Origin of the sequence: Stenotrophomonas rhizophila (assembly GCF_020857975.1) — a bacterium.
Classification (GTDB): Bacteria; Pseudomonadota; Gammaproteobacteria; order Xanthomonadales; family Xanthomonadaceae; genus Stenotrophomonas; species Stenotrophomonas rhizophila_C.
Window position 1 is genome coordinate 35,090 of record NZ_JACWUO010000016.1, and the last position, 19,135, is coordinate 54,224.

The 19,135-nt window shown below is 67.5% G+C and carries 19 protein-coding genes; 11 read left to right on the plus strand and 8 right to left on the minus strand.

Features of this window, described 5'->3' with window-relative positions; genetic code table 11:
• Nucleotides 1-150: 150 nt before the first annotated feature.
• From zipA to IC535_RS14450, 6 genes are all read right to left on the minus strand, one after another.
• Nucleotides 151-885, minus strand: a complete 735-nt coding sequence (zipA, locus tag IC535_RS14425; RefSeq protein WP_228887147.1) for a cell division protein ZipA — start codon at nt 883-885, stop codon at nt 151-153.
• Nucleotides 886-927: 42 nt separating this feature from the next.
• A complete protein-coding gene (gene smc / locus IC535_RS14430) occupies nt 928-4,431 on the minus strand; it encodes a chromosome segregation protein SMC (protein WP_228887146.1) in 3,504 nt (1,167 codons plus the stop codon).
• Between the two features lie 547 nt (nt 4,432-4,978).
• Complete coding sequence (gene rplI / locus IC535_RS14435) at nt 4,979-5,431, minus strand: 50S ribosomal protein L9 (protein ID WP_228887145.1); 453 nt, start codon at nt 5,429-5,431, stop codon at nt 4,979-4,981.
• A gap of 151 nt (nt 5,432-5,582) precedes the next feature.
• Nucleotides 5,583-5,813 carry a 30S ribosomal protein S18 gene (gene rpsR / locus IC535_RS14440; protein WP_002804494.1) on the minus strand — a complete coding sequence of 77 codons (231 nt, stop codon included), beginning with the start codon at nt 5,811-5,813 and terminating at the stop codon, nt 5,583-5,585.
• 11 nt (nt 5,814-5,824) lie between these two features.
• Nucleotides 5,825-6,262, minus strand: coding sequence for a 30S ribosomal protein S6 (rpsF, locus tag IC535_RS14445; RefSeq protein ID WP_228887144.1), 438 nt, complete (start codon nt 6,260-6,262; stop codon nt 5,825-5,827).
• 168 nt (nt 6,263-6,430) lie between these two features.
• Complete coding sequence (locus IC535_RS14450) at nt 6,431-6,769, minus strand: HesB/IscA family protein (RefSeq protein ID WP_228887143.1); 339 nt, start codon at nt 6,767-6,769, stop codon at nt 6,431-6,433.
• Nucleotides 6,770-6,954: 185 nt separating this feature from the next.
• Here IC535_RS14450 and asnS point away from each other — a divergent pair, with 185 nt between their 5' ends.
• The 11 genes from asnS (at nt 6,955) to IC535_RS14505 (ending at nt 17,149) form a co-directional block, all read left to right on the plus strand.
• Nucleotides 6,955-8,349, plus strand: coding sequence for an asparagine--tRNA ligase (gene asnS, locus IC535_RS14455; RefSeq protein ID WP_228887142.1), 1,395 nt, complete (start codon nt 6,955-6,957; stop codon nt 8,347-8,349).
• Between the two features lie 51 nt (nt 8,350-8,400).
• Nucleotides 8,401-8,706 carry a hypothetical protein gene (locus IC535_RS14460; RefSeq protein WP_228887141.1) on the plus strand — a complete coding sequence of 102 codons (306 nt, stop codon included), beginning with the start codon at nt 8,401-8,403 and terminating at the stop codon, nt 8,704-8,706.
• On the plus strand, nt 8,703-9,017 hold the full coding sequence (locus IC535_RS14465; protein WP_228887140.1) for a hypothetical protein: 315 nt from the start codon (nt 8,703-8,705) through the stop codon (nt 9,015-9,017). Before IC535_RS14460 ends, IC535_RS14465 begins: the two co-directional genes overlap by 4 nt.
• A 7-nt stretch (nt 9,018-9,024) precedes the next feature.
• On the plus strand, nt 9,025-9,663 hold the full coding sequence (locus tag IC535_RS14470; RefSeq protein WP_228887139.1) for an FMN-binding negative transcriptional regulator: 639 nt from the start codon (nt 9,025-9,027) through the stop codon (nt 9,661-9,663).
• Nucleotides 9,664-9,740: 77 nt separating this feature from the next.
• Nucleotides 9,741-10,403, plus strand: a complete 663-nt coding sequence (gene can / locus IC535_RS14475; RefSeq protein WP_228887138.1) for a carbonate dehydratase — start codon at nt 9,741-9,743, stop codon at nt 10,401-10,403.
• Between the two features lie 25 nt (nt 10,404-10,428).
• Complete coding sequence (locus IC535_RS14480; protein WP_228887177.1) at nt 10,429-10,956, plus strand: 3-hydroxyanthranilate 3,4-dioxygenase; 528 nt, start codon at nt 10,429-10,431, stop codon at nt 10,954-10,956.
• Between the two features lie 725 nt (nt 10,957-11,681).
• Nucleotides 11,682-12,959, plus strand: coding sequence for a kynureninase (gene kynU, locus IC535_RS14485; RefSeq protein ID WP_228887137.1), 1,278 nt, complete (start codon nt 11,682-11,684; stop codon nt 12,957-12,959).
• A 35-nt stretch (nt 12,960-12,994) separates the two neighbouring features.
• On the plus strand, nt 12,995-14,362 hold the full coding sequence (locus IC535_RS14490; protein ID WP_228887136.1) for an FAD-dependent oxidoreductase: 1,368 nt from the start codon (nt 12,995-12,997) through the stop codon (nt 14,360-14,362).
• The gene (gene sbcB / locus IC535_RS14495) at nt 14,362-15,801 is read left to right on the plus strand and encodes an exodeoxyribonuclease I (RefSeq protein ID WP_228887135.1); all 1,440 of its coding nucleotides are present in this window, start codon (nt 14,362-14,364) and stop codon (nt 15,799-15,801) included. Before IC535_RS14490 ends, sbcB begins: the two co-directional genes overlap by 1 nt.
• On the plus strand, nt 15,798-16,484 hold the full coding sequence (locus IC535_RS14500) for a DUF2461 domain-containing protein (protein WP_228887134.1): 687 nt from the start codon (nt 15,798-15,800) through the stop codon (nt 16,482-16,484). The genes sbcB and IC535_RS14500 overlap by 4 nt, the downstream gene beginning before the upstream one ends.
• A gap of 89 nt (nt 16,485-16,573) precedes the next feature.
• Nucleotides 16,574-17,149, plus strand: coding sequence for a DUF2939 domain-containing protein (locus IC535_RS14505; protein WP_228887133.1), 576 nt, complete (start codon nt 16,574-16,576; stop codon nt 17,147-17,149).
• Nucleotides 17,150-17,273: 124 nt separating this feature from the next.
• Here the strand turns inward: IC535_RS14505 and IC535_RS14510 are convergent, their stop codons facing one another.
• Nucleotides 17,274-18,221, minus strand: a complete 948-nt coding sequence (locus IC535_RS14510; RefSeq protein WP_228887132.1) for a 5'-nucleotidase — start codon at nt 18,219-18,221, stop codon at nt 17,274-17,276.
• 49 nt (nt 18,222-18,270) lie between these two features.
• On the minus strand, nt 18,271-19,041 hold the full coding sequence (locus tag IC535_RS14515) for an NAD kinase (protein ID WP_228887131.1): 771 nt from the start codon (nt 19,039-19,041) through the stop codon (nt 18,271-18,273).
• Between the last annotated feature and the right edge of the window lie 94 nt (nt 19,042-19,135).

A 19,135-nucleotide genomic window follows, 5' to 3' on the forward strand; every position in this document is an offset into this window, starting at 1 on the left:
GTGCCGGTTCCGACGAAGAGCCCCTTGAGTCAGGGCGCGCGAGGCGCGGGGATCTGGGCATGACGGGGTGCCGGTGGTTTGCAGCGCAAACCGCCGGTCGCATGCGCAACAGCGCATGCGTCTCGCTGATAAGGCGACCGTGAGGTCGCCTTACCAGCGCGGCGCCTTGGTCAACGGCGGTGCCTGGTGCTGGCGGTCGTAAGCGCGCAGTTCGTCGCGGATGTGCGCGATGCGCTGGCGGCCCAGCGCGTTGCGGCCGTCGTCGAGTACCACGCCATCGAGCAGTTCGCCCATGCGCTGCACGGTCGGCAGCATCTTCTCCCAGGCGTCCAGCGCGGTCAGCGGTGCCGGCAGGGTCAGGAAGAAGGCGATCGCCGGGGTTTCCATCTCGCGGATATTGGCCATGTCGAAGCTGCCCGGCTTCATGATGCTGGCCATGGAGAAGATCGGGCCGCGTTCGGGGTGGCCTTCCACCAGCCGGTGGAATACGTTCATGTGGCCAAACACCAGGCCGGTCTTTTCCGCGGCCACCACGATGTCTTCGCCGCGCAGCTGTTCGCCGGCACGGGCGGCCACGAACAGCGAGACGATCTTGTCGAAGTCCTGGTTGGCGCGCTTGCCCAGATCGCTGGCCGGTGCGCCGTCGACCTCGGGCAGGCCCAGTTCGGGCTGGGTGACCCCGTCCTGACCGGATTCGCTGCCGCCATCGGGCGCGCTGCCCGGCTCACCCAGCACCGGCTCGCGGCGCGCGCCATTGGCGTTTTCGGCGCCTTCGACGCGGCGGCCCTGCGATTTTTTCTTGGGACGGCCAAACAGGAAGATCGCGGCGATCAACAGCAGGCCGGCGGCCAGGATGCCGATGCGGAGCAGTGCCATGTCGGACATTCGGGGAGTCTCCGGCTAAATCATTCAGATAAGCATGGCACGTCAGGCGGCGCCCGCCAATCGTGCCGCCTCTTCCAGGTCCACGCTGACCAGACGGCTCACGCCCGGTTCGCGCATGGTCACGCCCGACAACTGGTGCGCGGCCTCCATGGTGGCCTTGTTGTGGCTGACAAACAGGAACTGCACCTTCTCGCTCATTTCCTTGACCATATTGGCCAGTCGGCCGACGTTGGCTTCATCCAGCGGTGCATCGACCTCGTCCAGCAGGCAGAACGGGGCCGGATTGAGCTGGAAGATCGCAAACACCAGCGCCACCGCGGTCATCGCCTTCTCGCCACCGGACAGCAGCGAGATGCTCGACACGCGCTTGCCCGGCGGCCGGGCCATGATCGCCACGCCGGTGTCGAGCAGGTCTTCGCCGGTCAGTTCCAGGTAGGCGTGGCCGCCACCGAACAGGCGCGGGTACAGCTGCTGGACGCCGGCATTGACCCGGTCGAAGGTGTCCTTGAAGCGGCCGCGGGTTTCGCGGTCGATCTTGCGGATCGCCTCTTCCAGGGTATCCAGCGCGGTGGTCAGGTCGATGTTCTGCGCGTCCAGGTACTCCGAACGCTGCGAGGCCTCGCCGTACTCCTGGATGGCGGCCAGGTTGACCGGCTCCAGCCGGCGCATGCGCCCGTCGATCTGGTGCACCGCCTGTTCCCAGTCGCTGATGCGCGCCTCGTCGGGCAGGCTGTTGATCACATCCTGCAGCACGAAACCGGCCTTCTCCACCGCCGCCGACAGCTGGTCGGCGCTGAGTACCAGCGCCTGCTGGTCCAGCTTGCGCTGGGAAATGCGTTCGCGCTGGGCCAGCGCCTGTTCGTCGCGCTGGTGGCGGGTCTGTTCGAAGCTGCGCAGCTCGGCGTCGATGCCGTCGAGCAGGGTGCGCGCCTCGCCCAGCACGCGGTCGGCGCGGACCCGCTCGCCCAGCGCGTTCTGGTGTTCGGCTTCCAGGCTCTGCACCGGTGAATCGCCATCGTCCAGCTGCGCATGCAGTTCGCCCAGGCGCCCCTCCAACTGGCTGCGCTGGGTGCTCATGCGTTCCAGCGCCTGGCTCAGCGAGCCGACCTGGGTACGCTGCGATTCCAGGGTCAAGGCCAGCGCATGCGCGCTTTCGCGCACGCTGCGCGCGGCCTCGCGGGCCTGGTCGCGGGCCTCGCTGAGCTGGCGGCGTTCGCTTTCCAGCGCCTGCCGCACCGCTTCCAGGTCGCCCATGCTGTTGACCGCATCGTCCAGCCGCGCGCGTGCCTCGCGCACCTGTTCGCGGCCGGCATCCAGGGTTTCCAGCAACTGCGACAACTCGCCTTCGATGCGATCGATGCGGGTGCGCGCGGCCTCGACCTTGCCCTGCTGGCTTTGCAGCTGGCCGCCCAGTTCGGACACGCTGCGGTGCGCCAGGTACAGCTGGCGCTGCGCGTCTTCGCGTTGTTGTTCGCCAGCCAGCAGCTGGTCACGGAACTCGGCCAGGCGCGCTTCCAGCGCGGCTTCGCGCTCCTGCAGGCCGTCGATCTGCTCGCGCAGGGTGACGATCTCGCGTTCGCGCAGCAGGGCGCCCTGCTTGGCCGCGCCGGAGCGTGATACGCGCACCCAGCCCTGGCCCAGGCGCTCGCCACAGCGGGTGATCACCGAATCGCCCTCGCCCAGCTGCGCCTGCAGGGCGCGCGCCTGTTCCAGGTCCTCGGCGGCATGCAGGCGGGCCAGCAGGCGTCGGATCGCGGTGGGCCCCTGCACCTTGGCCGCCAGCGAGGTCGGGGCGACCTGCAGCGGCTGCTGTTCGGCCGACACCAGGGCGATGCGGCCATCGCCCAGCTCGGCCAGTTCGCCGACCAGGTGCTCGGGGGCGTCGACCAGCACGCCTTCGATCAGCTGGCCCAGCGCGCTTTCCACGGCATTTTCCCAGCCCGCCTCCACCTCCAGGCGCTCGCCGACGCGTGCGCCCGAATCCAGCCCGCGCGCCTTCAACCAGGCCACGGCGGCGCCCTGTTCCTGGCCCAGCGCGGCCTGCTGCAGGGTCTCCAGCGAAGACAAGCGGCCGCGCGCGGCCTGGGCCTGCTTGCGGATCTCGGCCAGCTCGGTCTGGCCGCTGCGCTGGCGCTCCTGCAGGCCGGCCACGGCCTCCTTGCGCAGCTCGACCTGTTCGTTGAGCCCGTCCAGCGCGGCCTTCTGGGTTTCGTGCTGCAACTGCAGTTCTTCGAAGGTCTGCGCCAGCGCATCCAGGTCCAGCCCGGTGCGCTCGGCGCTGAGGGCTTCGCGGCGGCGGTCGGCTTCCAGCACCTGGCGGTCCAGGTAGTCCACGCGGGTGCGTTCGACTTCACCGGCGCGCGAGGCTTCGGAGGTGCTGCGGGTATGCGCTTCCCAGCGCGCCTGCCAGTCGGCCAGGCGGCCTTCGGCGTCGCGCAGGGCTTCCTGCTTGATTTCGTTTTCTTCCTGCAGCTGTTCCAGCTGCGGCTCGGCCAGCTCGACCGATTCGCGCAGTACGCCCAGCCGGGCCTGGTCGCCGCCGATGTGCTGGCCCAGTTCGGCCAGCGCCTGCTGGGTTTCGTCGCGGGCCTTGTGCAGGCGCTGGGACATTTCGCGCTGGTGCTGGATCTGCTGTTCGAGCCGGGCCAGGGTGCTGCCCACCTGGTAGACCTCGGCCTGGGCGGTGCTCAGCGCATCGGCCGCTTCTTCGCGGCGCACGCGGCTGGTTTCGATCCGGGCTTCGGCATCGCGCTGTTCGGCGATGAACTGCTGCAAGCGGGTTTCTTCCTGCGACAACGCTTCGCGCAGGCCGCTCAGGCGGGTGTCCAGGCCGCGGAACTCAAGGGCTTTCCACTCGGCATCCTTGACCTTGCGCTCTTCCTGCAGGGCCTGGTACTGCTCGGCCTGGCGGGCCTGGCGCTTGAGGTGTTCGAGCTGCTTGCCGATTTCCTCGCGCAGGTCGCCGAGCCGGTCCAGGTTCTCGCGGGTGTGGCGGATGCGGGTTTCGGTTTCCTTGCGGCGCTCCTTGTACTTGGAGATGCCGGCGGCTTCTTCCAGGTATACGCGCAGGTCTTCGGGGCGGGCTTCGATGATCTGGCTGATCATGCCCTGTTCGATGATGGAGTAGCTGCGCGGGCCCAGGCCGGTACCCAGGAACAGGTCGGTGATGTCGCGGCGGCGGCACTTGGTGCCGTTGAGGTAATAGTTGCTGCTGCCGTCGCGGCTGACCTGGCGCTTGACCGAGATTTCGTTGAACGAGGCGTACTCGCCGGAAATGGTGTGGTCGGTATTGTCGAAGATCAGTTCGACGGTGGCCTGGGACACCGGCTTGCGCGCCGAGGAGCCGGAGAAGATGACGTCGGTGAGCGAATCGCCGCGCAGGCGGCTGGCCGAGCTTTCGCCCATGACCCAGCGCACCGCGTCGATGATGTTGGATTTGCCGCAGCCATTGGGGCCCACCACGCCGGTCATGTTGGTCGGCAGGTGCAGCGTGGTCGGATCGACGAAGGATTTGAAGCCGGAGAGCTTGATCGTGGACAGACGCATGGCGTGGTTGGTTTCCGGGGCGAGGGCCTGAAACGACCCCCGCCAGGGTGGATGTCGGGGCGAATCCCACCCCCCAAGCCATTGATGTTGCTGGAATTCAATGGCCCCGAGGGCGACGCGATAGGCTGAGTATAACGGGGCGGGTGTTCCACGGGCGGTGGTGGCGCTGGTTGTGCAGAAGTCACGAGCCTGCGGCGTCTGGCCGGACCTGCTCGGCACCGGCTCGCTCTCTCCCCGCCAGGATCGCGATCCGTCTGGGAGGGGGCGGGTGGCCCCGTCCGGGACTGTCGAAAACATGGGTCCGGCGCATGCGCCGGGCGGGTTGGGCAGGATGCTCAACCCAGGCCTTGCCGGATGCGCAGGACAGCGCATGCGAGCAAGTTTTCGCCAAGCCCCCGGGGATGGGTTTACGTGCGTGTCCCGGACTGGGCCACCCGCCCCCTCCCCACTTGCAGAAGAAAAGCGCCAAAGCCTTTCGCGGCCAACAAAACAAAAACGGGCGCCCTTGCGGGCACCCGTTTCAGTGATTCCCGCCTTTCGGCAGGGATCAGGCCTTTTCGGCTTCCACAACCACCTTGACGGTGGTTTCCACGTCGGCGTGCAGGTGAACAGTCACCTCGTACTCGCCCACGTTGCGGAAGGCACCTTCGCCCAGGATGACTTCGCTCTTTTCCAGCGGCAGGCCGATCTTGGTGAAGGCTTCGGCGATATCGCGCGGGCCGACCGAACCGTACAGCTTGCCTTCGGTCGAGGCATTGGCGGCGATCAGCACGCTCTTGCCTTCCAGCTTGGCCTTGCGGGCTTCGGCGTCAGCGTGGATCGACTGGGCCTTGGCTTCGTATTCGGCGCGCTTGGCTTCGAACTCGGCCACGTTGGTGGCGGTGGCCGGAACGGCCTTGCCGGTCGGGACCAGGAAGTTGCGGCCGTAGCCCGGCTTCACGTCGACCAGGTCGCCCAGGCCGCCGAGGTTGGTGACCTTCTGAAGAAGAATCAGCTTCATGATGTAGCTCCAAATGTATTCGTTAGCGAGGCCCAGGCCCCGCAGCGGATGGCTGTCCGAATATCCGAACGGCAGACCTGGAAACCGCCCGACGCTTCACGGCGCGGGCGGCCAGGTCCACGAAAGCGGCGACCGAAGCCGCCGGCCTTCATCAGACGTCGTGGTTGTCGGTGTACGGGATCAGGGCCAGGAAACGGGCGCGCTTGACGGCCGTTGCCAGCTGGCGCTGGTACTTCGACTTGGTACCGGTCACGCGGCTCGGCACGATCTTGCCGTTCTCGGTGAGGTACTGGCGCAGGGTGTTGAGATCCTTGTAATCGATCTCCTTGACACCTTCGGCCGTGAACTTGCAGAACTTGCGGCGACGGAAGAACTTGGACATGTCAGTGCTCCTTAAGCGGCCGAAGCGGCGTCTTCGCCGGCATCGGTGTCAGCGGCGGGGGTGGTTTCACCTTCTTCGTCATCACGACGACGACGCTCGCCACGCTCGGGCTTGTCACCCTTCTCGTCCTTGCTCTTCATGATCAGCGACTGCTCGGTGTCGGCTTCGTCACGCTTGATGACGAGGTTGCGCAGCACCGCATCGTTGAAGCGGAAGCTTTCCACCAGCTCGCTCAGCACGGCCTGGTCGCACTCGATGTTGAGCATGACGTAATGGGCCTTCACCAGGTTCTGGATCGGGTAGGCCAGCTGACGACGGCCCCAGTCTTCCAGACGGTGGATGGTGCCGCTGCCGTTCTCGACCAGCGACTTGTAGCGCTCGATCATGGCCGGAACCTGTTCGCTCTGGTCCGGATGGACCAGGAACACGACTTCGTAATGACGACTCATGTGTTTTTACCTTTCGGATGTGGCCCCTTGGGGGCCGGACAGCCCCCCGCAGGTGAACGCGGTGGGGCAAGGGTCCTGCCCGGAATCAGGCAGGAAGCCGCAAAGTATGGCAGCAGCAGCGCCCGCAGGCAAGCAACAGCGGGGCTGGACGCCCCGCGCCGGCCCCGATCAGGCCTTGTCGGCCTCGGTGGTGAAGCTCTCCCCGCAGCCGCATTCGGCGGTGGCGTTCGGGTTCCTGAACATGAACGTCTCGCTCAGGCCCTGCTTGCCGAAGTCGATTTCGGTGCCGTCGACCAGGCCCAGGCTGTCGGCATCCACGTAGATGCGCACCCCGTCCTGCTCGAACACGGTATCGCCCTCGCGCTGGTCGCGGGCCAGGTCGGTGACGTGGCCCCAGCCCGAACAGCCGGTGCGGGTCACGCCGAAACGCAGGCCCAGCGCGCCGGGGGTCTGCTCGACGAACGTGCGCACACGGGCAAAGGCAACAGGGGTAAGGCTTACGGCCATGACAGGTGACTCCAGCGGATCGTGATCATTATAGGGTGTGGCGCGCCCCGGGGAGCACCGGGCGCACCCCGCGGTTCATGCGGGCAACAGCCCCGGACCATCGCGAGAAATGCCTCGCAAGCCGAACACCGCACCCGTTAAACTCCGTGTTCAGAGATCGAGTCGATCAACAGAGGATTCAAGTCATGACGGTGGTCAGCGTTGAACATGCGCTTGCCGGGAAGATCCCGGAAGGCGGCGAGGCAACCGTACGCGGTTGGGTACGTACGGTACGCGGCTCTGCGGCGCTGGCCTTCGTCAATGTCACCGATGGCTCCTGCTTCGCCCCCATTCAGGTGGTGGCCAACGACACCCTGGCCAACTTCGACGACATCAAGAGCCTGACGCCGGGCTGCTCGGTGATCGCCCGCGGCACCCTGGTCAAGTCCCAGGGCAAGGGCCAGTCCTTCGAGATCCAGGCCAGCCACATCGAGATCGTCGGCCTGGTCGAAGACCCGCTGACCTACCCGATCCAGCCCAAGCCGATGAGCGCCGAGTTCCTGCGTGAAGTGGCCCACCTGCGCCCGCGCACCAACCTGTTCGGCGCGGTCACCCGTATCCGCAACTGCCTGTCCCAGGCCGTGCACCGGTTCTTCCATGAGAACGGGTTCAACTGGATCAGCACCCCGATCATCACCACCTCCGATGCCGAAGGCGCCGGCCAGATGTTCCGGGTCTCGACCCTGGACATGGCCAACCTGCCGCGCAACGAAAAGGGCGAGGTCGATTTCAGCCGTGATTTCTTCGGCAAGGAAACCTTCCTGACCGTGTCCGGCCAGCTCAACGTCGAGGCTTACTGCCTGGCCCTGAGCAAGGTCTATACGTTCGGCCCGACCTTCCGCGCCGAAAACTCCAACACCACCCGCCACCTGGCCGAGTTCTGGATGATCGAGCCGGAAATCGCCTTCGCCGACCTGGCCGAAGATGCGCGCCTGGCCGAGCAGTTCCTCAAGTACCTGTTCCGCGCGGTGCTCGACGAGCGTGGCGACGACCTGGCGTTCCTGGCCGAGCGCGTGGACAAGAATACGATCACCAAGCTGGAAGGCTTCATCAACGCCCCGTTCGAGCAGATCGACTACACCGAGGCGGTGAAGCTGCTGCAGAAGGCCGACAGGAAGTTCGACTTCCCGGTCGAATGGGGCCTGGACCTGCAGACCGAGCACGAACGCTGGTTGACCGAAGAACACATCGGCCGCCCGGTGGTGGTGACCAACTACCCCGAGCACATCAAGGCGTTCTACATGCGCCTGAACGACGACGGCAAGACCGTGGCGGCGATGGACGTACTGGCCCCGGGCATCGGCGAGATCATCGGCGGCAGCCAGCGCGAAGAGCGCCTGGACGTGCTGGACGCGCGCATGGCGCAGTTCGGCCTGGACCGCGAGCACTACAGCTGGTACCGCGATTTCCGTCGTTATGGTTCGGTCCCGCATGCCGGTTTCGGCCTGGGCTTCGAGCGCCTGGTGGTGTACGTGTGCGGGCTGGGCAACATCCGCGACGCGATCCCCTACCCGCGCGCGCCGGGCAGCGCCGAGTTCTGATCCACGCGCTCTGATCCACGCGTTCTGGCCCGCCCAAGGAGGCACTGACCCATGACCCTGTTCCTCGCGCTGTGTTTCGTCGGCGTGGCGATCGCCGGGTTCAGTGCCTTCGTGATTTTCTGGCCACTGACCCTGGTGCATATCCGCGACCGCCACCCGGCCCTGGCCGACCGCTTCGGCGCCGGTGCGTTCCTGCGCCCGGACGCGCTGGGCTGGCTGCTTGGCCGGCACTACCGCCAGACCCCCGACCGGGCGCTGTCCGGGCTGGCCACGCCAGCCTGGGTCGCGCTGCTGACCCTGTTGGCCGGATTGGGCATGGCTGCCCTGCTCTGGCTGCTTTCGATGGTGATGACATGAATGAAACCCCCTCCAACCGCGACGCATGGTTCTTGGCCAGCCTGGGCAACACGTTGATCTGGGCACGGCTGCGGGTACGCCCGGGCGGCACCGCCGAAGTGTTGGACAGCGATGGCAACACGCTCAGCTACGATAGCGAAGACACCGCGCGTTCGCAGCTGTTCGACGCCGAGTTCGTCGCCTACGAGGGCCTGGACGAAGAGGACGCGCTGATCCGCGGCTTCTCGCTGCATGAAGTGCAGCCGCCGCAGGCCGACAGCGATGCCGACCTGCACGGCCGCATGGTGCAGAGCCTGGGCGCACGCGCGTAACCGGGCCATGTTCATCCCATCGGCCTTCGCCGAGACCGACCTGATCTGGCTGGACCGGTTGCTGGCGCGCGATGCGTTCGTCACCCTGGTCAGCACCGGCGCCGACGGCTACCAGCAGGCCACCCGGCTGCCGGTACTGTACCGGCGCGATGCCGACGGCATCCTGATCGAAGGCCACTGGGCCAAGCCGAACCCGCAGGCCGGGCATGCCGGCCCGGCCATGCTGCTGGTGGATGGCCCGCATGCCTATGTGTCGCCGGGCTGGTATCCGGATAAAGACGCCCAGGCGCGGGTTCCGACCTGGAACTACGCCGCCGCCGAACTGCGCGGCGTGCTCGAACCGGTGACCGCCCCCGATGCGCTGATCGGAATGCTTGACGGCCTGAGCGCGCACTACGAAGCACAGGTGGGCGGCAACTGGGCGCTGCAGCCGATCGAGCCGCGGCAACGGAAAATGCTGGCCGGCATCGTCGGCTTCCGCTTCCGCCCCACCCAGGTGCAGGTCAAGCTCAAGCTGAGCCAGAACCACCCCGAAGCCAACCAGCGCAGCGTGATCGATGCGCTGTCGGCACTGGAAGCGCCGGCCTCGCGCGAGCTGGCGCAGTGGATGCGCTGGCGCCGCGACCACGGCGGCAACGACGACTGAACCCTTCCCCGTTTCCCGCGACGACGCGGCCCCGCCGGCCGCGCCTTGCCCCCACCTCACGTCAGGGACACCGCACCATGAAAGACATCCACAAGCTGCTGCAGAACAACCGCGACTGGGCCGACCGGATCGAGAAGGAAGACCCGGACTTCTTCCAGCAGCTGGCCAGGCAGCAGCACCCGGAATACCTGTGGATCGGCTGCTCCGATTCGCGGGTGCCGGCCAACCAGATCATCGGCATGGCCCCGGGCGAGGTGTTCGTGCACCGCAACGTGGCCAACGTGGTGGTGCACACCGACCTGAACTGCCTGAGCGTGATCCAGTACGCGGTGGACCAGCTCAAGGTCAAGCACATCCTGATCGTGGGCCATTACGGCTGCGGCGGGGTGCACGCCAGCCTGCACAACACGCGGGTGGGCCTGGCCGACAACTGGCTGCGGCATGTCGGCGATGTGGCGCAGAAGCATGCGGCGATCATGGATGCGATCGAGGAACCGGACCTCAAGCATGCACGGCTGTGCGAGTTGAACGTGATCGAGCAGGTGGTCAACGCCTGCCGTTCGACGATCGTGCAGGATGCCTGGGCGCGCGGGCAGAAGCTGATGGTGCATGGCTGGGTGTACAGCCTGAAGGACGGCCGGGTGCGCGAGATGGGCATCGACGTGGGCCGCCCGGAAGACCTGATGCCGGCCTACGAGCAGGCGCTGGCGCATGTTCCGCGCCGCGGCCGGCGCGACTGACCCTTTCCCTCACGGAACCGCCCCCATGCTCGCCTCCCCCATCAATCTGCTGGCCTGGATCGAGGAACACCGGCACCTGCTCAAGCCGCCGGTGGGCAACAAGATGATCGACAACGGCGATTTCATCGTAATGGTGGTGGGCGGGCCGAACAGCCGCACCGACTACCACTACGACGAAGGCCCGGAGTGGTTCTACCAGCTCGAAGGCGAGATGGTGCTGAAGGTGCAGGAAGACGGCGCGGTGCGCGACATCCCGATCCGCGCCGGCGAGATTTTCCTGCTGCCGGGCAAGGTGCCGCATTCGCCGCGGCGCCCGGCCGGTGGCGTGGGGCTGGTGGTGGAACGCAAGCGGCTGGCGCATGAGCGCGACGGGCTGTTGTGGTTCTGCGAGCAGTGCAACCACAAGCTGCACGAAGAGTACTTCACGCTGGAGAACATCGAGACCGATCTGCCGAAGGTGTTTGCGCGGTATCAGTCTTCGTTGGCACTGCGGACGTGCGCGAATTGCGGGCATGTTGATCCGTTGCCGGGCGCTGTTGCGGCTGAAGGCTGAAGGCTGAGAAGCCGAGAAGCCGAGAAGCCACAGAGCTTGGAGCTGCACGGTCCAGTGTCCATAGGCTGGGTTGGCGCGGGTGGGTTTGCGGGACACGCCGTAAACCCATCCTTGGGGGCTTGGCGAAAACATCCATGTTTTCGACAGTCCCGCAAACCCACCCGCGCCAACCCTTCCATAGCTGGCTGGTGCTCAAGGGAAAATCGCTGGACGCCCAGCGGTTCATACGCGAACAAGACGCGCTGGTAGGGTCGATCCTCGATCGACTGCCGATACCCTCTCCCCACCCGGTGGCAGCATGACCTCCGAACGGAATGCAGCCGACCGGCGGTCGGCTCCACCAAGAGCACACTGTTTCCTTTTTTAGGTGGGGAGGTGCCGAGCATGGCTCGGCACTACCAGGGCGGAGCGGATCCGCGTTTCGCCGCCCATGGTCGAGGTATGCCGCCCCCCGCTCTTCCCCTGCACACCAGCCAAGTATCCGGGGGCCGGGGCGGGTGGGTTTGCGGGACCCTCCATCGCATGGATGCGATGGCGGAGCTTACAGGGACGTACTTGCAGCGTGTCCCGCAAACCCACCCGCCCCGGCCCCATTCCAGTCGATGCACACGCCAGGGGTTTGCCGTTGCGGCTGCCGTTGCTACCGGCCCCACCCACGCCCCCAGATTCAGCCCAGACCCCCACCACCCGGTAAACTGTCAGCCACTGTCACCGCTGGCCGTACCATGTCCGAGATCCTCAGCCGCACCCATGCCGTTGCCCTGGACGCCGCCGATCCGCTGCGCGCCATCCGCAACGACTTCGTGTTCCCCCAGCACAACCACCGCGACCAGACCTACTTCGTCGGCAATTCGCTGGGCCTGCAGCCGCGCGGCGCCAAAGCCGCCGTGCAGGAAGTGATGGACAAGTGGGCCGGCCTGGCCGTCGAAGGCCACTTCACCGGTGACACCCAGTGGCTGCGCTACCACCGCCTGGTCAGCGAGCAGCTCGCCCGCGTGGTCGGCGCCCTGCCGTCTGAAGTGGTTGCCATGAACACCCTCAGCGTCAACCTGCACCTGATGATGGTCAGCTTCTACCGGCCCACCGCGCAGCGTCCGGCGATCCTGATGGAAGCCGGCGCCTTCCCCACCGACCGCCACGCGGTCGAATCGCAGATCCGCTTCCACGGCTTCGACCCGGCCACCGACCTCATCGAAGTCCAGCCCGACGAACCCAACGGCACGATCTCGCTGCAGGCCATCGAGCGCGCCATCACCGAGCACGGCCCGCGCCTGGCGCTGGTGCTGTGGCCCGGCGTGCAATACCGCAGCGGCCAGGTGTTCGACCTCGATGCCATCACCCGCATGGCCCGCCTGCAGGGCGCCCGGGTCGGCTTCGACCTGGCCCACTCGGTCGGCAACGTGCCGCTGCAGCTGCACGACATCGCCCCGGACTTCGCGGTCTGGTGCCACTACAAATACCTCAACGCCGGCCCCGGTGCGGTCGCCGGCTGTTTCGTGCACGAACGCCACCACCGCGACACCAGCCTGCCCCGCTTCGCCGGCTGGTGGGGGCACGAAGAAGCCACCCGCTTCAAGATGGCCCCGCAGTTCGTCCCGGCCGTCGGAGCCGAGGGCTGGCAGCTCAGCAACCCGCCCGTGCTCGGCCTGGCGCCGCTGCGCGCAGCCCTGGACGTGGTCGACAAGGCCGGCGGCATCGCCGCCATGCGCGACAAATCGCTGCGCCTGACCGGCCTGCTCGATGCCCTGGTGCGCGCCCGCCTGGCCGGCGTGCTCGACGTACTCACCCCCACCGAACCGGACCGCCGCGGTTGCCAGCTCTCGCTGCGCGTGGCCGGCGGCCGCGAACGCGGCCGCAGCCTGTTCGAATACCTGCAGACCGTCGGCGTGCTCGGCGACTGGCGCGAGCCGGATGTCATCCGCATCTCGCCCACCCCGCTGTACAACCGCTACCAGGACCTGCACCACTTCATCGACGAAGTGGAAGCCTGGGCAGGCCTGTAAGCCCGTCTGCCCTCCCCGCCCCCACGGACACCGCCTTGATCGCTACCCCCTCCCGCTCGCTGAGCATCATCGGCGCCGGCCTGGCCGGCTCCCTGCTCGCCATCCTGCTGTCCCGCCAGGGCTGGCGGATCACCCTGTACGAACGCCGCGGCGACCCGCGCGTGAGCGACTACGAGTCCGGCCGCTCGATCAACCTGGCGCTGGCCGAACGCGGCCGCAATGCGCTGCGCCAGGCCGGCGTCGAAGACGCGGTGATGGCCAAGGCGGTGATGATGCGCGGGCGCATGGTCCACCCACGGCAGGGCCAGCCGCAGCTGCAACGCTATGGCCGCGACGACAGCGAGGTGATCTGGTCGATCCACCGCAGGGACCTCAACACCACCTTGCTGCAGCTGGCCGAAGACGCCGGCGCCACCGTGCATTTCCATCGCCGCCTGCATACGGTCGACTTCGACGCCGGCTACGCGCGCTTCATCGACGACCGCGACGACCAGCCGCATGACATCCGCTTCGACACCCTGATCGGGGCCGACGGTGCCGGCTCGGCCCTGCGCGCGGCGATGAACCGCAAACAGCCACTGGACGAGCGCACCGAGTTCCTCGACCACTCCTACAAGGAGCTGGAGATCCCGCCGACCGCCGACGGCGGCTTCCGCATCGAGGCCAATGCGCTGCACATCTGGCCACGCGGACACTACATGTGCATCGCCCTGCCCAACCACGAAGGCACCTTCACCGTCACCCTGTTCCTGCCCAACGAAGGCGACCCGAGTTTTGCCACCACCAACAGCGGCGCCGAAGCCGAAGCCCTGTTCGCGCGCGATTTCCCCGACGCGCTGGCGCTGATCCCCAACCTGCGCCGCGACTGGGAAGAACATCCGCCCGGCCTGCTCGGCACCCTGCACCTGGCCCACTGGCACCTGCAGGGCCGCGCGGTACTGCTCGGCGATGCCGCGCATGCGATGGTGCCCTTCCACGGCCAGGGCATGAACTGCGCCTTCGAGGACTGCATCGCGCTGGCCGGCCACCTGCTGGAACAGGATTCGCTGGCCGAGGCCTTCGCCGCCTTCGAGGCCGACCGCAAGCCCAATGCCCAGGCCATCCAGCAGATGGCGCTGGAAAACTACCTGGAAATGCGCGACCGCGTCGCCGACCCGCAGTTCCTGCTCCAGCGCGAACTGGAACAGGCACTGCAGGCGCGCTGGCCGACCCGCTTCGTGCCGCACTACACGATGGTCACCTTCCTGCACACCCCGTACGCGGTGGCGCTGGAACGCACCGAGCTGCAGCGGCACATCCTCCAGGACGCCACCGCCGGGCACGACAGCCTGGACCGCATCGACTGGACCGCGCTGGAGCGCATCGTGCACGCGCAGTTGCCCGTGCTAGAGGGCGCGCACTGATGACTGACAGCTTCCTGTTCTACGACCTGGAAACCTTCGGCCAGGACCCGCGCCGTACCCGCATCGCGCAGTTCGCCGGCATCCGCACCGATGCCGACCTGAACATCATCGACGAGCCGGTCAGCTTCTACGTCAAGCCCGCCGACGACATCCTGCCCTCGCCGATCGCCACCCTGATCACCGGGATCACCCCGCAGCACGCGCTGCAGGCAGGCATCAGCGAAGCCGAGGCGTTCTCGCGCATCAACGACCTGATGGCGAGGCCGGGCACCTGCACGCTGGGCTACAACACGCTGCGCTTCGACGACGAGTTCGTCCGCCACGGCCTGTTCCGCAATTTCTACGATCCCTACGAGCGCGAGTGGCGCAACGGCAACTCGCGCTGGGACCTGCTGGACATGATGCGCCTGCTGCATGCACTGCGCCCGGACGGCGTGGTCTGGCCACAGCGCGAAGACGGCGCCACCTCGTTCAAGCTCGAACAACTGGCCAGCGCCAACCAGGTGCGCCAGGGCGACGCCCACGAAGCGCTGTCGGACGTGCATGCCACCATCGGCCTGGCCCGGTTGTTCAAGCAGGCCCAGCCGCGGTTGTGGGAGTACGCGCTGAAGCTGCGCGACAAGCGCTTTGTCGGCGGCCTGCTGGATGTCGATGCGATGCAGCCGGTGCTGCACATTTCCATGCGCTACCCGGCCCAGCGGCTGTGCGCCGCCCCGGTGCTGCCGCTGGCGCGCCACCCGTTCATCAACAACCGCGTCATCGTGCTCGACCTGGACGGCGACATCGCGCCGCTGCTGGAGCTGCCGCCGGAAACCATCGCCGCACGCCTGTATACCCGCGCGGCGGACATGGCCGAAGGCGAGCAGCGCGTGCCGCTCAAGGAAGTGCACCTCAACAAGGTGCCGGCGCTGGTGGCATGGAACCACCTGCGCCCGGCCGACCATGCGCGCCTGGGCCTGGACGTGGCCGCGATCGAGGCCAAGGCCGCGCAGCTGCGCGCGCTGGGCCCGGCGCTGGCCGAGAAGGTCCGCCAGGTGTTCGGCGGCGAGCGCGCACGGGGCCCCAGCGATGTCGACGCCTCGCTGTATGACGGCTTCCTTGCCGATGGCGACAAGGCCTTGATGGCCCGCATCCGCACCAGCCCGCCGGCCGAGCTGGCCAGCTTCGCCGAGCGCCTGCGCGATCCGCGCATGCCCGAGCTGCTGTTCCGCTACCGCGCGCGCAACCATCCCGACAGCCTGGATGCGACCGAGCGCACGCGCTGGAACCACTACCGCCGCCAGCGCCTGCTGGGCGACACCGCGCTGGGCGAGCAGACCCTGCCGCAGTACCGCGCGCAGCTGGAGGCGCTGGCCACCGAGCACGCCACCGACCCGGGCAAGCTGGCGTTGTTGCAGCAGCTGCGCGACTGGGGCACCCACCTGGAGCAGAGCCTGTGAGTACCTATTTCACCCCTGCCAGCTTCACCTTCCTGCGCGGGCTGGCCCGCCACAACGACAAGACCTGGTTCAACGAGCACAAGCCCAAGTACGAAGCGCACGTACGCGAACCGTTCCTGCGCCTGATCACCGACCTGCAGCCGGACCTGGCCGCGGTCAGCCCGCACTTCCGCGCCGACCCGCGCAGCGTCGGCGGCTCGCTGTTCCGCATCTACCGGGATGCGCGCTTCTCCAATGACAAGTCGCCGTACAAGACCTGGCAGGGCGCGCGGTTGTTCCATGAGCGCCGCAAGCAGGTGCCGGCGCCGTCGTTCTACATCCACCTGCAGCCCGGCGGCAGCTTCGTCGGCGCCGGCCTGTGGCACCCCGAGCCGGCCACCCAGCGCAAGCTGCGGCACTTCATCGTCGACAACCCGGGCAGCTGGAAGGCCGCTGCGCACTCGCCGGTGCTGCGCAGGAAATTCGACTTCGAACAAAGCGAAAAGCTGGTGCGGGCGCCGCGCGGCTTCGAGCCGGACTTCGAGTTCATCGACGATCTCAAGCACCGCAACTGGGTATTCTGGCGCGCGTTGGACGATGCGGTGATGACCGGCCCGCGGCTGCGCCAGACCCTGGCCGCCGACCTGGCCACCCTCGGCCCGTTCGTGGACTACCTGTGCGCGGCACTGGACCTGGAATTCTGACCATCACCCCGCGCCTGGACCGGCGGCCTTCACGCCGATTGACGCGCGCTGCGGCAAGCTCATCGAGGACTCCTGCCGATGCGTGATACATGAAGAAACTGCCCTGGGTGCTGCTGGCCGTGCTGCTGTTGCTGGGCGGGATCGGCGTCAGCGGCCCCTACCTGACCCTGCGCGGCCTGGCCAAGGCGATCGAAACCGGCGACACCGCCAAGCTCGACCGCTATGTCGATTTCCCGATGCTGCGCGCCAACCTGCGCGCCCAGCTCAACGACTACGTGGTGCGCCGCGCCGGGCCGGAGCTGCAATCGAACCTGCTCGGCGCGCTGCTGCTGGGTGCCAGCGAGAAGCTCACCGGCACCGCGGTGGACGCGATGGTCACCCCGACCGGGATCGACGCATTGCTGGAAGGTCATACCCTGTGGAAGCGCGCCAGCAACGACCTGGAAAGCAGCGACGCCTACGCCGCGCCGCGCAAGCCGCGGCCACTGCAGGGCGCCGAACACCATTTCCAGTCGCTGTCGCGCTTCACCGCCACCGCCCGCACCCCGCAGGGCGCGCCGCTGGTATTCGTGCTGCAGCGCTCGGGCCTGCGCTGGAAACTGGTGGATATCCGCCTGCCGCTGGAGGATACACAGGTCGCGCCGATGGTATTGCCGATCCGGTAGGTATCCGCCGTTGGTGGATACGCTGCAGTGCCGATCATCGGTATGCGCCACCACCCACGGCCCGCGCCACCACCAACGGTGGTGGCCTACCGCCGGCGCCCGCACCGCCCGTTCCGGCGGTGGATCACCCGTCGTTGGCCACGCCATGCGGCACGTGCCCGGCGGCCACGCTCTGGTGCTGGCGGGCGCTGTCGATGTTGTGCTGGGAATCGTCGAAGAAGATGTCCGCGCCGAACGCCTCCAGGAACGGCCCCTTGTGGCGGCCGCCCAGGAACAGCGCCTCGTCCAGGCGCACGCCCCACTCGCGCAGGGTGCGGATCACCCGCTCATGCGCCGGCGCCGAGCGTGCGGTGACCAGCGCGGTGCGGATCGGCGCATCTTCGCCGGACGGGAACACCGCCTGCAGCGTGTGCAGCGCGGACAGGAAATTGCGGAACGGGCCGCCACTGAGCGGCTCGCGCGCGTTCTCGCGCTCATGCCGGCCGAACGCTTCCACGCCCTGCTCGCGCGAGATGCGTTCGCTTTCATCGCCGAAGATCACCGCATCGCCGTCGAAGGCGATGCGCAGCTGGCCCAGCGGCCGGCCCAGGTCGACCTGTTCGGCCGCGGCGATGGTCTCGCCCGGCGGCTTGGGCAGGATGGTGGCCGCGGCAATGCCATGGGCCAGCGCGCGGCGCACCGATTCGGGATTGGCCGACAGGAACAGGTCGGTGCCGAACGGCTTGACGTACGGCCAGGTGGGCTCGCCGGCGGTGAAGGTGGCGCGGATGATGCCCAGCCCGTAGTGCTGGATCGAATTGAAGATGCGCAGGCCGGTATCGGCCGAGTTGCGCGACAGCAGGATCACTTCCACCCGCGGCGACTCCGGCGACTGGCCCTGGTTGAGCGCCAGCAGCTTGCGCACCACCGGGAAGGCCACGCCGGGGCGCAGCACGTCGTCCTCGTGCTGGCGCTGGTACTCGGCGTAGGCGTCCACACCTTCGGCCTCGAACAGCGCATGGCCTTCTTCCAGGTCGAACAGCGCGCGCGAGGTCACAGCTACGGTCAGCAAACGGGGGGTGTTGTCGCCCATGGCAGTCACAGATCCAATGCGGCCAACGTGGCCGGCCAGCTATTGTCGGTCAAAACATGAACTGTTCGCTGAGGATCCGGTCTTCCAGGTTGTGTTCCGGATCGAACAGCAGGGTCACCCGGCGCTCGCGCGACTCGCGGATGGTCACTTCGATCACGTCGCGGGTCTCGTGCGAGTCGGCGGTGACGCTGACCGGGCGCTTGTACGGGTCCAGCACCCGGAACCGCACTTCGGTGTCGGCCTTGAGGATGGCCCCGCGCCAGCGCCGCGGGCGGTAGGGCGCCAGCGGGGTCAGCGCGATGGTATGCGAGCCCAGCGGCAGGATTGGGCCATGCGCGGAATAGTTGTAGGCGGTGCTGCCGGCCGGGGTGGCCACCAGCACGCCGTCGCCGATCAGCTCCGCCACCCGTTCCTGGCCGTTGAGGTCCACGCCGATATGCGCGGCCTGGCGGGTCTGGCGCAGCAGTGAGACGTCGTTATAGGCCAGCGAGCCGGTGGTGGTACCCGATTCGGTCAGCGCCAGCATCTCCAGCGGGCGCAGGTTGGCCGGTTCGGCCGCGACCAGCCGTGCCGGCAGATCGTCGTCGCGGAACTGGTTCATCAGGAAGCCGACCGTGCCCAGTTTCATGCCGAACACCGGCTTGCCCAGCGCCGCGTGGCGGTGCAGGGTCTGCAGCATGAAGCCATCGCCACCGAGCGGGCACAGCACATCGGCCTGCTCGGGCGGGCAATGGCCATAACGGTCCAGCATCAGCGCCAGCGCCTGCTGGGCCGCCTCGGTGTTGCTGGCCAGGAAAGCGATACGGTAGGTGTCGCTCATCGGTGAATCCGGTGGGGCGGTATGTTGCTAGAGCATACCTGCCGCACCACAGCAAAGCAGCCGCCACCCGCCGTTCTGAGTTGGGGGCGGGGGG